Annotated in this window: 12 protein-coding genes; all 12 read right to left on the bottom strand. The window is 64.4% G+C overall.

The genetic code is table 11. The features are described 5' to 3' along the window. Positions 1-379 precede the first annotated feature (379 nt). The 12 genes from ACTNBU_RS02615 to mutS all read right to left on the bottom strand — a co-directional run bounded on the left by ACTNBU_RS02615 (position 380) and on the right by mutS (position 12,999). Positions 380-1,060 (bottom strand): helix-turn-helix domain-containing protein, encoded by a 681-nt coding sequence (locus ACTNBU_RS02615; RefSeq protein WP_441030427.1) that lies wholly within the window; start codon positions 1,058-1,060, stop codon positions 380-382. A 196-nt stretch (positions 1,061-1,256) separates the two neighbouring features. Beyond that, entirely contained in the window at positions 1,257-2,135 is an 879-nt protein-coding gene (locus ACTNBU_RS02610) for an HAD family hydrolase (RefSeq protein WP_441030425.1), read from the bottom strand. An 87-nt stretch (positions 2,136-2,222) separates the two neighbouring features. Beyond that, positions 2,223-2,954, bottom strand: a complete 732-nt coding sequence (locus ACTNBU_RS02605; protein WP_441030423.1) for a DivIVA domain-containing protein — start codon at positions 2,952-2,954, stop codon at positions 2,223-2,225. A 21-nt stretch (positions 2,955-2,975) separates the two neighbouring features. Beyond that, positions 2,976-3,422, bottom strand: a complete 447-nt coding sequence (locus tag ACTNBU_RS02600) for a cell division protein SepF (RefSeq protein WP_441030421.1) — start codon at positions 3,420-3,422, stop codon at positions 2,976-2,978. Between the two features lie 123 nt (positions 3,423-3,545). After that, positions 3,546-4,238 (bottom strand): YggS family pyridoxal phosphate-dependent enzyme, encoded by a 693-nt coding sequence (locus ACTNBU_RS02595; protein WP_441030419.1) that lies wholly within the window; start codon positions 4,236-4,238, stop codon positions 3,546-3,548. An 82-nt stretch (positions 4,239-4,320) separates the two neighbouring features. Next, on the bottom strand, positions 4,321-5,583 hold the full coding sequence (locus tag ACTNBU_RS02590; protein ID WP_441030417.1) for an HlyD family efflux transporter periplasmic adaptor subunit: 1,263 nt from the start codon (positions 5,581-5,583) through the stop codon (positions 4,321-4,323). A gap of 36 nt (positions 5,584-5,619) precedes the next feature. Further along, on the bottom strand, positions 5,620-5,853 hold the full coding sequence (hfq, locus tag ACTNBU_RS02585; protein ID WP_441030415.1) for an RNA chaperone Hfq: 234 nt from the start codon (positions 5,851-5,853) through the stop codon (positions 5,620-5,622). 66 nt (positions 5,854-5,919) lie between these two features. Beyond that, positions 5,920-6,864 carry a tRNA (adenosine(37)-N6)-dimethylallyltransferase MiaA gene (miaA, locus tag ACTNBU_RS02580; protein WP_441030413.1) on the bottom strand — a complete coding sequence of 315 codons (945 nt, stop codon included), beginning with the start codon at positions 6,862-6,864 and terminating at the stop codon, positions 5,920-5,922. 140 nt (positions 6,865-7,004) lie between these two features. After that, positions 7,005-9,023 (bottom strand): DNA mismatch repair endonuclease MutL, encoded by a 2,019-nt coding sequence (gene mutL, locus ACTNBU_RS02575; RefSeq protein ID WP_441030411.1) that lies wholly within the window; start codon positions 9,021-9,023, stop codon positions 7,005-7,007. Between the two features lie 61 nt (positions 9,024-9,084). After that, the gene (locus tag ACTNBU_RS02570) at positions 9,085-9,570 is read right to left on the bottom strand and encodes a hypothetical protein (RefSeq protein WP_441030409.1); all 486 of its coding nucleotides are present in this window, start codon (positions 9,568-9,570) and stop codon (positions 9,085-9,087) included. Positions 9,571-9,608: 38 nt separating this feature from the next. After that, positions 9,609-10,313 carry a lysostaphin resistance A-like protein gene (locus ACTNBU_RS02565; RefSeq protein ID WP_441030407.1) on the bottom strand — a complete coding sequence of 235 codons (705 nt, stop codon included), beginning with the start codon at positions 10,311-10,313 and terminating at the stop codon, positions 9,609-9,611. A gap of 79 nt (positions 10,314-10,392) precedes the next feature. Continuing rightward, positions 10,393-12,999, bottom strand: coding sequence for a DNA mismatch repair protein MutS (gene mutS, locus ACTNBU_RS02560; protein ID WP_441030405.1), 2,607 nt, complete (start codon positions 12,997-12,999; stop codon positions 10,393-10,395). Positions 13,000-13,042: the final 43 nt, after the last annotated feature.

Raw genomic sequence — 13,042 nt, 5'->3', positions numbered from 1 at the left:
CTGAAGTTTCGGATGTTGCTCTGTTTCGTCATAGTTCGGATAACCTCCATAGGCAAGTCCACGCAGGCCCCCGCGCAGGCGGGGCGGCGCGGAGCGCCGTCGTTGAAATCAAATCAGGGGGTCCCCGAAAAGCCGCCAGGCTTTTTGGGGAGAGGAGGAGCGGCGGAGTGAGTGAGCTTTCGCCGTCAGGTGGAAGCGAGGGATGCGGAGCCCGCGACGACGAGGTCAATGTGGGCGATGATGCTGAAGTTTCGGATGTTGCTCTGTTTCGTCATAGTTCGGATAACCTCCATAGGCAAGTCCACGCAGGCCCCCGCGCAGGCGGGGCGGCGCGGAGCGCCGTCGTTGAAATCAGAAATCGCAGGTTTGCCGCCGCAGCTCACTTCTCCGTCAGGGAGGCGATGCGGCTGTCCGCACCGTGGAGCACCTGGGTGATGCTCTGGCTGCGGCCGGGATAGTTCTGCGCCACCGCCTCGTCGGACACCGGCGGGAACTCCGCCTTGCGCTCGTTCAGCTGCCGGAGCGTCTGTGCGTACCGGGTATCGCTGAGGGCCATGTCCGCCGCCGCGCCTGTGGTGCAGGATGCGGGATCCACGGAGAAATAGGCCTCGTTGCCGCCTGCCGCCCGGTACAGCCGCCGGTACAGCTGATAGACGGCGGTGCCCAGATAGGCGGCGGCCTCGTTGATAGCGGCCTTGTCGTTGAGCTTGCCCAGCAGGTCGAACAGCACGCCGATGGCGCCTGCCAGCAGCTTGCTCTGGAGGGTGGCCATGACGCTGCCCCGGAGGACGTTGCCCTGGTCCGCAGCTGACAGGATGTCCTCCTCTGACAGCATGGCGCCGTCCCGGGACAGGGTACGGCCCAGAATGAAGTCCGCGGAGACGTGATAGTAGTCGCAGGCCTTCACCACGAAAGCAAGGCCCGGCTCCCGGATGCCCTTTTCATAGTGGCTCAGCAGTGCCTGGGAGATGCCCAGGTCTGCCGCGGCTGTCCGCTGGCTGACGCCCCGCTCCTTGCGCAGCAGCGACAGCGTGCGGGAAAATTCGGATGTGGATGCCATCTTTCTCTCTCCTTCGTCAGGCGGCAGCCGCCGCCCTCTCCAACATCAGCGGCTCCAGATCAAATGGAGGATCGCATCAATACATACCGTATAGTTTATCAAAAAGGCTACGGAAAGTAAAGAGAAAAGCAGGACTTTGCCGCCGGTCAAAGTCCTGCTTCGCATGTTATAAAGGGATATGCGGCGGCCTGCGGACTCAGAACAGCCCCACCTGATTGGGCAGGACGTCGCCGCCGATGCTGCGGAGCTGCTGGGCCGTCTCCTCCCACAGCCGGTCGGTAATGGACATCTTCCGGATGATGTTCTTTACCGTGGTGTCCAGGGCCGTGCCCTCGCTGTAGTCCGCCGGGAAGATGAAGTCCACCCGGCTCTTGGCCATCAGATCCTCCACGCCCAGGCGGTTGTCCTCCTGGTAGACCGCGATGGCCTGGCCGCCGTAGGCCCGCATCATCTTCATGCAGGGCACATCGCTGAGACCGTCGCCCATGTAGATCATGTTGTGGAAGGGGATCCGCTTGCTGTTGTCCGGCATGGAGTCGTTGAGGGTCTTGTCGTCGGACACGTCCAGCACGCCCTTGTTGATGCGGTAGACGAACTGGGTCTTGGCGGTGAAATTCACCGCCAGCTTCGGCCACACCGGCCGGCCCGTCTCGTCGTAATAGAACTCGCTGGCGTAGATCTCCTTGAACTCCCCGCTGATGGAGGAGCCCTCGATGATCTCCCGCAGACCGGAGGAGATGATGTAGTGCTCCACCGCCACACCCTGGGTCTCGCCAAATTCATTGATGCGGCGGAACCAGTCCGCCACACCGGGATACAGCACGATGTCCCGGCCCTTTTCCACCAGATCCGCCCGGGTGAAGGGGCGGTTTTTCCGCTCCGCCTCACGGAGCATGGTGTACATGTAGGCCAGAATGCCGTCAATGCGGTTGGCCCGGCCGAAGCTGTTGGCCTTTCCCCAGAACTCCGACGGAGTCATCCCCAGGGAGGGAATGAAGGCGTAATTCTGCATATCCGTGGTGCAGAGGGTCTTGTCAAAGTCGTACAGGAAGGCGATGATGGGACGGTCTTGCATGGCGGTGTCCTCCTCCAAACCGGCGCCGGCGGACCGGCGCGCTCTGCGGGTAAGCAGAAAGCGGCCCTGACAGGCCGCTTTCAGAGTTTATTGATCCTCGCCGGTGTAATTGCGGCCGAATTTCAGGTCTTTCAGATCGATCTTGCGGGTGGGCTCCTCCACGGCGCCGTCCGGCGCAAAGGGGTCGCCGGTGGGATAGTCATCCGCAGGGACCGGCTGGAGCTCCGGCTCCTCCTGGACGGGAGACTCCGGCTGAGGCGCCTTCTCCGCTTCTCTCTGGAAAGAGGCATAGAGATTCTGCTCAATTTCTCCGGCGGTCTGTTCCTTCTGCTGTTCCACGTCCTCCGGCGTGGGGGCGGGAGCATCCACCGGCAGCTGAGGCAGCTGCTCCAGATAGGCCAGCTGTCTGGAGCAGATATCCTTGGAACTGGCAATGAATTCCGCCAGCTCTCGCTGTCCGGCCCGCAGGCGCTCCTGGACCGTGGCGGCCTCGGCCTGCATGTGGCTGATCTTCTCCCGCGCATCCGACTCCGTCTGGGCGATGAGCTGGTCCCGCTTGGCCTCCGCCTCCTTGACGATGGAGTCCGCCATCTTCTGGGCGGTCAGCAGCGTGGAGCGCATGGCGTCCTCCGTGGAGCGGTAGTCCTCGATCTTCTCCACCAGGACCTTCATTTTGGCCTTGAGAGCCGCGTTTTCTTTATAGAGAGATGTATAGTCGTCGGTGAGCTCGTCCAGGAACTCGTCCACGGAGCTCATGTTATAGCCTCCCACCACGGCCTTGGGAAACGCGTGGCTGGAAACTTCCTGTGGTGTCAGCATGGTCGGTCCTCCCCCCGCTTTTTAGAAATACAGGCCGTTGTTTTCCAGTTCGTCGATGAGATCGCCCTCGATGTCCACGTGGTAGGGCGTGATGATGTAGGTGTTGGCCGCCACCTTCTTGATCTTTCCCTCACCGGCATAGGCCACGCCGGACAGAAAGTCCACAAGACGCCGGGCAACGTCCTTGTTGGTGGACTCCAGGTTGATGACAACGGTCCGCTTGTCCTTCAGATGGTCGGCGATCTCGGAGGCGTTCTCGAACCGCTCCGGCTTCACCAAAACCACCTTCAGCTGGGTAGTGGCGTGGATGTTCACCACCTTGTTCCGACGGTCCTCCGCCCGGTCACGGGCGCGGCGGTCCTCAAACACCGGCTCCTTCCGGGCTGTGTCCTCAAAATCGTCCTCGTATTCCTCATCCTCGTCGTCATAGGGATGAGTCCATTTCTTCAGTTCGTCCAAAATGCTCATGGATAGCCTCCCACCGGGCAGCATCCTACCCTGTCATTCCGTAATTTCTCCAATTTCTCCGGGGAGCGCCGGTATTTCCGGCGGAACCTGCCGGACGGTCTCCGTTTTCAGCGGGCAGCCCTGTCAGACATAGTGCCGTGCGCCGAAGATCGCAGTGCCTACCCGCACCATGGTGGCACCGGCCCGGATAGCTTCCTCAAAGTCGCCGCTCATGCCCATGGACAGGTATTTCAATTCATTATGGAACATTTTTTGATTCATGTCAACATAAAGCTCCCGGACTTTTTCAAAATATGGAATATTTCCGCCGGGCTCCGTCTCCACGGGAGGAATGGTCATCAGGCCCTGGACGCGGATGTGGGGGCGGGCCAGCGCTGCCTCCGCCGCTGGCAGGATGTCCTCCGGGGCGAAGCCGCTCTTGCTCTCTTCACCGCCGATATTGACCTCCAGCAGGATGTCCTGCACCAGCTCCTGCTTCGCGGCGCACTTCTCGATCTCATCCAGCAGCTCCAGGGATCCCACGGACTGGATCAGGACCACCTTGCCCACGATCTGCCGCACCTTGTTCCGCTGGAGATGGCCGATGAAGTGGAGGGGCGCGCCCTCATAGGCGTTCTGCTCGTATTTGCCCAGCAGCTCCTGCACCCGGTTCTCTCCCAGAGCGTCGATGCCGGCGGCGATGGCCTCCCGGCAGGCGCCGGCGTCATTCATTTTGCTGGCGCCCACCAGAATGATCTCCGACGGGTCCCGGCCAGCGGCCTCTGCTGCTGCGGCGATGCGCTGCCGGACTTCCTGAATGTTTTCCGCAATGGACATATGACTTGCTTCCTTTCTGTCTCTCCGCCGGACGCCGGCGGGTCTCTTTGTCTCCTGATCGCTGTATCGCTGAGCCGGTGCCTTAACCGTAGCCCACGACCTTGCCGTCGTACAGATCCCTGGCCGTGACGATGATTTCGTCGCCGGAACGGATGAGCCGGCTGCCGGAGGCGCCTTCCTCCGGCTGGACCAGCACATAGCCGTCGCTGTCGGTGTAGATCACCTTCACCGGCTTATACTGGGCGGTCATGCCCACCACGCAGTACACACCGGTACCCTCCTGGACGGTCCGCTCTTTCGTCTCGCTGTCCACCACGGTCTTGCTGGTGCGGATGGCCCTGGAGGGCACCCGGATGCCGGAGACGGTACTGGTGATGATGTCGGCGCTCTGCTGGCGCAGCAGCGTCACCTCGGACAGGAACTGCGTACTGGAGAACACGACCACCACCCGGCCGCCCTCTTCTTCGCTGATGGAGTCCACCTGGACGGTCAGGTCCCGTTCCACGCCCTTGGCGAACCGAAGCGTGACGCTGCCGCCCACAGACAGGGCTTCCGCATCCGATGCCGCCATGGAGGCGGCGTAGTACCAGGTGCCGCTGGTGATGAGCTTCCCCAGATCGGAGGTCTCGCCCGTGGACTGGAGCTGGTGGATACTGGAGGGTGTCAGAGTGGTGACGGTCTCCGGCGTCAGGACGCTCTCGTATCCATCCACCACGGCGGAGTACACACCGGCCTCCGGCGCCGTCACCACCTGGGCGGAAGAGGCCGTCTGTGTCCGCAGGTCCTTCAGCCGGGCGGTCAGCTCCGTCAGCTGGGCGTCCAGATCACCGCCGCCGGCATATGTATAGTCCCGCTTCAGCACCAGGCTCCGCAGAGCGGCCATATGGCCGTCTGCGGCGTCCAGCCGGTCCGCCGTCACGTCCTGACGGAGGGAGAGAATGCCGGACATGATCTGCTTGTCCAGTTTCAGGGCGGCCTCGCTGTTCAGGGCTGAGTCCTTGGCGTATTGGAGCTGTTCCACCTGAGTTTCCAGTGCGCTGATCTCGTTCTGACGGTCCATGGAGGCCTGATCCGCATAGATCACCGCTACCCGGCCGCCCCGGGCCACTTTTTCCCCCTCGGAACGGGACAGACGCAGCAGGCCGCTGCCGGGATCCGGCAGTACCTGTTCCTGCCGGGCCACCCAGCCGGAGACGGTGGCGCCCTTCTCCGCCTGATAGCTGTAGGCCACCGCCGTGGTCAGGGGATCGGTGTAATATCCCCATATCTGGAGACCGAAATAGGCCAGTACCGCCAGGCACACCAGGGCCATCAGCAGTTTTGTCCCGAGAGATTTGGATTTCATGGAGCCGCTCCTTTGTGATCGTTGTGTATCCGGGAATCAGCGGGATCCTTCCGGCGTCAGGTCCACCGGACGGATGGGCGCGATGGTGGAGATGGCGTGTTTGTAAATGACCTGCTGCTTGCCGTCGGAGTCCAGCACCACCACGAAGGCGTCAAAGCCGACGATGACGCCCCGCAGCTGGAATCCGTTCATGAGGAACATGGTGACCGGGACCCGGTCCCGCTTCACCTTGGTGAGGAATATGTCCTGCAAGTTCGCTTTTGTCTGCATATCATCCGCTCCTTTTTTCTTTGTTCAGAGCGAGGAGATCGTGGGAATCTTCCTCCGCTCCGGACTTTATCGTAAGCCCTCAGTGGTGAGAATTTCCGTCGAAATCTGAAGCGCCCGGGCAAAATCCCGGTTCTTTTCCCAATAGATCCAATGAATGGCCGGATTTCTCCGCAGCCAGGTCAGCTGCCGCTTGGCGTACTGCCGGGACCGGAGCTTTACCTCCTCCAGGGCCTCCGCCTCGGAGGCGGTGCCCTCCAGCACACCCAGAAACTCCTTGTAGCCGATGGCCTGGAGGGCTGTGGCGTCCCTGGGGACGCCGGAGGCGAGCAGCGCCCGGACCTCATCCAGCAGGCCGTCCTCCGCCATGCGGTCCACCCGGCGGTCGATGAGCCGCTTCATGTCCTCCCGGTCGGCGAACTGAAGGCCCAGATACACCGCGTCGTACCGGGAGGGCAGGGCCTTCGTCTCCGCGTTGTGGGCGGAGATGGTCTTTCCGGTCTCCCGCCAGACCTCCAGCGCCCGGAGAATGCGCTTGGTGTCCGACGGATGGAGCTTGGCCGCCGCCTCCGGGTCCGCCTGCCGAAGCTCCTCCAGCAGGGGGGCAATGCCGCCGGTCTCTAGCTCATGCTGGAGCTGCGCCCGGACGGCCCCGCCGGCACAGCCAGCGGCGAAGCCGTGGCCCCGCACCACCGCGTCCAGCCACAGGCCCGTGCCGCCCACCAGAATGGGCAGCTTTCCCCGGGCCAGAATGCCGTCCACGATGGGGATGGCGGTCTGGGCGTACCGGGCGGCGGACCACTGCTCCGTGGGCTCCGCCACGCCGATCATGTGATGGGGGATGCCCTCCATCTCCTCCGGCGTGGGGGCGGCGGTGCCGATGACCATGCCCCGGTAGATCTGCATGGAGTCTACGGAGACCACTTCTCCGTTGAATTTCTGGGCCAGCAGCACGCCCAGTCTGGTTTTTCCGCAGGCCGTGGGGCCGACCACGCAGACGATTTTGGGGGACATCGGTCCCACGCTCCTTTCTGCATTCAAATGAGAGTTTGAAAAGATGTACAGCGCCCCTTATACAGGCCGGTGAGGACACCGGTCCCTGCGGGGATGCCCTCATAAAAGGGAAGGGGGAAAGAGAGATATGGTCCCCCTCTTTACGCCCGCCGGAACATCTTTTCCAGCTCGTATTTTGTCAGCTTCACCGCCACGGGGCGGCCATGGGGACAGTATTTGATCTCCCCGGACTGGACCCTGTCCACCAGCACCCGCAGCTCCCGCTCGTCGGAGTGCATTCCCGCCTTGATGGCGGCCTTGCAGGCCATGGTGTGGAGCAGGTTCTCCCGGCGCTCCGCCGGATCCCGGCCCGTCCGCAGGTTCTCCGCGAACTCCTCCAGGGTGGCCACGGCGTCTCCGGCGTCGATGTCCGCCGGGACCTCCCGGATCAGCAGCGTCCCGCCGCCGAAGTCCTCGCAGGCAAAGCCGAACTGCTCCAGCACCGGCAGATTCTCCAGCAGCAGCGCCGCGTCCTCCCGTTCCAGCTCCGCCGCCGCGATGGGCTGGAGGAGCTGCTGGCGCATGGGGGGCGTCTGGGCGGCTTTCAGACGGTCAAAGTTGATGCGCTCATGGGCTGCGTGCTTGTCGATGAGCCAGACGGTCTCGTCCTCCGCCTCGCAGACGATGTAGGTGTGCAGCACCTCCCCGGCGATGCGCCAGGGCGCGGGAGCCGGGGGCTCCATGGCGGTCTGCCCCGGCAGATCCAGCGTCGTCTGCCGCACTTCCGGAATGGCGGGGACGAAGGGCCGGGGCGGCGGGGCGTCCTGCTTCTCCGGCATCCGGGCCGGGGAGACAGGGACCGGCGGAGCCGCTGTTTCCGTCCGGCGCTCCGGAGCGGAGACAGCGGGCGGAGTGGGAACGGGCCGCTCCATATGGACCGGCGCCGGGGGTGTCCGCCGGGCGGCATACACCGGACTGGCCCGGTCAATGTCCGACACTTTGGCGCCTGCCCGCAGCTCCGTGTCCCACAGGGGACGGCGGGGCACAGGGGACGGCGCGGGAACGGCGGGCGTCCCGGCGGGGCGCTGGGCCTGCTTCTGCCGGAAAGTCCCGGCGTCCATGGACTGGAAGAAGTCCTGCCGGGGATTCACAGTCTTCTCCACTGGCGCGGGCCGGGACGGCTCCGGGACGCCATCGGCGTCCAGCGCGTCCAGCACCGTGTGGTACACGGCGTCGAAAACATCCTTTTCACGGGCAAATTTCACCTGGGTCTTGGCCGGGTGGACGTTGACGTCCACCGCCGTCACCGGCATGGTGACGGACAGCACGCAGCCGGGGAACTTGCCCTTCATGATCTGGTTGCGGTAGCCCTCCTCCAGGGCCGCCGTCAGCAGCTGGGACTTGATGAACCGGCCGTTGACGAAGAAGATCTGCATTCCCCGGGAACCCCGGCCGCACAGGGGCTTTGTCACGAAGCCGGACACGGCGATGTCGCCGCCCCGCCCCTGAACGGGGATCAACCCCCTGGCGAAGTCCCGGCCCAGGGCCGCGTAGACGGCGGACTCCAGCTTCCCGTCGCCGGGGGTGTGGAGGGCCTCCGCGCCGTCCTTGATGAAGCGGAAGGACACGTCGGGATGGGACAGGGACAGATGCTGCATCAGGCCGTTCACCGCCGCGGTCTCGGCGGTGTCCTTTTTCATGAACTTCAGCCGGGCGGGGGTGTTGTAGAACAGATCCCGGACGTACAGCGTCGTCCCCTCCGGCACACCGGCGGGCAGCACCTCGCCGGGCACACCGCCCTCCAGATGGAGGGCCGATCCGGCGGAGGCGCCGGACTGACGGGTCTCGATGTCCAGCCGGGAGACGGCGGAGATGGCCGCCAGGGCCTCGCCCCGGAAGCCCAAAGTGCCGATTTTGCCCAGGTCGCTCTCCGTCCGGAGCTTGGAGGTGGCATGGCGGAGAAAGGCGGTGGGCAGCTCCTCCGGAGCGATGCCGCAGCCGTTGTCCGTCACCCGGATGAGGCCCATGCCGCCACGGCGGGTCTCCACCACCACGGCGGAAGCCCCGGCGTCCAGGGCGTTTTCCACCAGCTCCTTCACCACGCTGGCGGGACGCTCCACCACCTCACCGGCGGCAATGAGGTCCGCCACGTGAGAGGAGAGCTGTTCAATATGAGGCATGACGCACCTCCTTTGTCAGAGTTAATTCCTTTATGATCCTGCCCCCGATAGCCGGGGACGCTTATTCCGGCCAGCGGACGCCGTAGTCCAGCGCGTCCACCAGATCGTGGAGCTGCTGCACGGAGCGGTCCGCCAGCGGGCCCTCCGCCACGGAACGGAGGAGTTGGTTTCTGCCGGTGGTCTCGATGTTGACGGTCCAACCCGGCAGGCTGTGGCCCAGGGCGTCCCGGTTGGGCCAGCAGTGGACCTGACGGATGGTGTCCCGCGGGATGGCCTGGCCGCCCAGCGTCAGGGCGTCCTCCGTCAGGGACCAGTCCACGGTGCGGATAGGGATGGTGCTGGGGAGCGCCCGGTCCAGCAGGCCGTACAGCATCCGGAACACCACGTAGGCCGTCAGCGCGGCGGCGATGGTCAGCGTCCAGCCGGTGAGACGCAGCTGCGTGGCCACGAACCACGCGGCCGCCAGCGCGGCCAGGATGGACAGCGCCGTCACCGGGACGGTGTGCTTCCAGCCGCCGCCGGATTCCAGAGTCAGTTTACCGGACATATGGTCAGCTCCTTTGTGTGTTCAGGTTGAAAGATGGGTCACAGCAGCCAGGCCAGGGCATTCACCGCCGCGTGGACGGCGACGGAGGACCAGAGGGTGCCGGAGTATTCATACACACCGGCCAGCACCAGTCCCGGCACCAGATATTGCAGCAGCACCAGGAAGTAAGCAGTATCCTGATGGACCAGGACGAACTGCCACAGATGGAGGAAGGCGAACAGCAGGCCGCTGATCAGATAGGCCGGGATGCGGCCCTTGTTCCGCAGATTGCCGAACACCAGTCCCCGGAACAGCACCTCCTCCACGAAGGGGGCCGCCAGGACCACGATGACCAGCGCCGTCTGGGGGACGGCCTGGATCTGGGCGGAGATGACGGAGTCATTGAGATCCAGCTGGTTCCCGGTCAGCAGATGGGAGAGGCGGTAAACCAGCTCGTTGAGGCCGTACAGCGCCACGATGCCGCCCAGCGCGCCCTTGCAGGCGCTGCCCAGATTATCCATGAGATTCCGGGTGGTCCGCCCCAGAAAGCCGTGGAAGATGACGAGGGCCGTCACAGCCAGCAGCCCGTAGTAGACGGCGCTCCGGAGACTCTGGGAGAGGGACGTGCCCAGGACCCGGGCCGCCAGGTCGAAGATGGGACCGGCGGCGAAGGGCAGCACCAGCAGATAGATGACGAAGAACACCGTTCCGGCGATCTGTTCGCCGGGGGTCATATAGCCGGCGGCGGATTTTCGTTTTGCCATAGATACCTCCTGAGGGGCGGAAAGAAATGTTGAACTGCCGTGGAACAGGGGGCGTGCGGGCCGGTGAGGACACCGGCCCCTACGAGAGCTTCTGCTTTAACTGGTACAGCAGCTGCATGGCCTCCATGGGGGTCATGGTGTCCGGCTGGCAGCGGCGCAGAGCGTCCAGCACCTCTCCCTCACCGATGGCGGTGAGAGAGACCTGTTCCGTCTCCTGCCGGGGCTGGACGTACTGGACGTTGTGCTCCCGCTCCAACTCCTCCAGAATGGCCCGTGCCCGGTTCAGCACTTTGGCGGGGAGGCCCGCCAGCTTGGCCACTTCAATACCGTAGCTGCGGTCCGCGCCGCCGGGGACGATCTTCCGCAGGAAGATGATGTCCTCCCCCCGGGTCTTGACGGCGATGCTGTAGTTCACAGCGCCGGGGAGGGTGTTCTCCAGCTCCGTCAGTTCGTGGTAGTGGGTGGCGAACAGGGTCTTTGCCCCCAGCAGCTTTTTGTCGGCGCAGTACTCCACCACCGCCCGGGCGATGGCCATGCCGTCGAAGGTGGAGGTGCCCCGGCCGATCTCGTCCAGGATCAGAAGGGAGTTCTTCGTGGCGTGGTGCAGGATCTCCGACACCTCGCTCATTTCCACCATGAAGGTGGACTGGCCGCCGGTGAGGTCGTCGCTGGCGCCGATGCGGGTGAAGATGCGGTCCACCACGCCGATGCGGGCGGAGTCCGCCGGGACGAAGCTGCCCATCTGGGCCATGAGGACGATGAGGGCCACCTGGCGCATGTAGGTGGATTTGCCCGCCATGTTGGGGCCGGTGATGATGGCCACCCGGTTCTCCTTCTCGCCCATGAAGGTGTCGTTGGGGACGAACAGACTGTCCTTCAGCACCTGCTCCACCACCGGGTGGCGTCCGCCGTGGATCTCGATGGAGCCGGACTCGTCCATGTCCGGACGGCAGTAGTGGTTGTGGACCGCCACGGCGGCGAAGGAGCACAGGGCGTCGGTCTCCGCCACAGCGGCTGCCGCAGCCTGGATGCGGGTGGCCTGGGCGGAGATATCCTGCCGTAGCTGGGTGAACAGCTCGTATTCCAGCGCCACCACCCGGTCAGAGGCGGTGAGGATCTCATGCTCCAGGTCCTTCAGCTCCTGGGTGATGTACCGCTCGCCGTTCACCAGGGTCTGCTTGCGGATGTAGGTATCCGGCACCTGGTCCTTGAAGGCGTTGGAAACCTCAATATAATAGCCAAAAACTTTATTATAACCGATCTTTAGGGTGCGGATGCCGGTGCGCTCCTTCTCCCGGGCCTCCATGTCGATGATGACGTCCTTGCCGCCGGTGAGGATCTTCCGCAGACGGTCCACCTCCTCGTTGAAGCCGTCCCGGATGAAGCCGCCCTCCCGGACGGAGAAGGGGGGATCGTCGGCGATGGCTTCGGCGATGGCGTCCCGGAGGTCGTCCAGGGTGTCCAGCTCCGCTGCCAACTCGCCGAGGCGGCCGCCGGAAAAGGCCAGCAGCTGATCCCGGATGGCGGGCAGCTTCTCCATGGCGGCGCGGAGGGAGGCCATGTCCCTGCCTCCGGCGGTGCCGTAGACGATGCGGCCGATGAGCCGCTCCATGTCGCCCAGGCCCGTCATGGCGGCGATGAGCTCCTCCCGCTGGATGGTGGCGTCCACCAGCGCCGCCACGGCGGTGTTCCGCTTGGTGATAGCGGTAACGCTGAGCAGGGGCCGCTCCAGCCAGGAGCGGAGCATCCGTCCGCCCATGGGGGTCCGGGTCTTGTCCAGCACCCACAGCAGGCTGCCCCTCTTCTCCCGGCGCTGGAGGGTCTCCGTCAGCTCCAGATTCCGGCGGGCGGACAGGTCCAGCTCCATGAACCGGCCCTGCTCGTAGTAGTCCAGGTCGTTGATATAGCTGAGGTCCGTCTTCTGGGTCTCGTAGAGATAATCCAGCAGGCCGCCGATGGCCATGGCTGCGGCGGGGTTCCCCCCCGGCAGGCGGCTGAAGGCCTCCTCGCCGAACTGCTTCCGGATGTTCTTCTCCGCCGCAGGCAGCAGGAAGCGGCGCTCGCCGCCGTTTTCCACCCGGCAGTGCAGCCGGTCCCGCAGCAGGTCCGTCAGGACCCGCTCCTGAAAGGCGCCGTCGTTCAGCACGGCCTCGGCGGGGGAGAACCGGCCCAGTTCGTTGATGACGTGGTCCAGCCGCTCCTTGCCGGTGAAGGCGGTGGCGTGGGTCTTGCCGGTGGAGATATCGCAGAAGCTGACGCCCGCCCGCTGGGAATCCAGATAGATGCCGCAGAGGAATTTGCTGCTCTTGTCGTCCAGACAGGCGGCGTCGATGACCGTGCCGGGCGTCACCACCCGGATGATGTCCCGCTTCACCAGCCCCTTGGCGGTGGCGGGATCCTCCATCTGCTCGCAGATGGCCACCTTGTAGCCCTTGGCGATGAGCCGGGCGATGTAGGAGTCGCTGGCGTGGTAGGGGATGCCGCACATGGGCACCCGCTCCTCCTCCGGCTTGGCGTGCTTGCCGTGGTCCCGGCTGGTGAGGGTCAGGTCCAGCTCACGGGACGCCAGCCTGGCGTCGTCGGCGAACATCTCGTAGAAGTCCCCCAGCCGGAAAAACAGGATGGAGTCCGGATTGTCCTTCTTGATCTCCAGGTATTGCTTCATCATGGGGGTCAGCTCCGCCATGAAGTCACCTTCTCTTTCTGTCTAAAAACGCTTGTGTGGCGGC

Source organism: Dysosmobacter sp. HCP28S3_G4, assembly GCF_052065175.1.
GTDB lineage: Bacteria > Bacillota > Clostridia > Oscillospirales > Oscillospiraceae > Oscillibacter.
The sequence above is the reverse complement of the archived record's forward strand: the minus strand, read 5'-3'. Positions and strand labels throughout refer to the sequence as shown.

Excerpts from the sequence above, each read along its gene's own strand:
- ACTNBU_RS02615 (WP_441030427.1), bottom strand. The coding sequence starts at position 1,060 with ATGGCATCCACATCCGAATTTTCCCGCACGCTGTCGCTGCTGCGCAAG.
- ACTNBU_RS02610 (WP_441030425.1), bottom strand. The coding sequence starts at position 2,135 with ATGCAAGACCGTCCCATCATCGCCTTCCTGTACGACTTTGACAAGACC.
- ACTNBU_RS02605 (WP_441030423.1), bottom strand. The coding sequence starts at position 2,954 with ATGCTGACACCACAGGAAGTTTCCAGCCACGCGTTTCCCAAGGCCGTG.
- ACTNBU_RS02600 (WP_441030421.1), bottom strand. The coding sequence starts at position 3,422 with ATGAGCATTTTGGACGAACTGAAGAAATGGACTCATCCCTATGACGAC.
- ACTNBU_RS02595 (WP_441030419.1), bottom strand. The coding sequence starts at position 4,238 with ATGTCCATTGCGGAAAACATTCAGGAAGTCCGGCAGCGCATCGCCGCA.
- ACTNBU_RS02590 (WP_441030417.1), bottom strand. The coding sequence starts at position 5,583 with ATGAAATCCAAATCTCTCGGGACAAAACTGCTGATGGCCCTGGTGTGC.
- hfq (WP_441030415.1), bottom strand. The coding sequence starts at position 5,853 with ATGCAGACAAAAGCGAACTTGCAGGACATATTCCTCACCAAGGTGAAG.
- miaA (WP_441030413.1), bottom strand. The coding sequence starts at position 6,864 with ATGTCCCCCAAAATCGTCTGCGTGGTCGGCCCCACGGCCTGCGGAAAA.
- mutL (WP_441030411.1), bottom strand. The coding sequence starts at position 9,023 with ATGCCTCATATTGAACAGCTCTCCTCTCACGTGGCGGACCTCATTGCC.
- ACTNBU_RS02570 (WP_441030409.1), bottom strand. The coding sequence starts at position 9,570 with ATGTCCGGTAAACTGACTCTGGAATCCGGCGGCGGCTGGAAGCACACC.
- ACTNBU_RS02565 (WP_441030407.1), bottom strand. The coding sequence starts at position 10,313 with ATGGCAAAACGAAAATCCGCCGCCGGCTATATGACCCCCGGCGAACAG.
- mutS (WP_441030405.1), bottom strand. The coding sequence starts at position 12,999 with ATGGCGGAGCTGACCCCCATGATGAAGCAATACCTGGAGATCAAGAAG.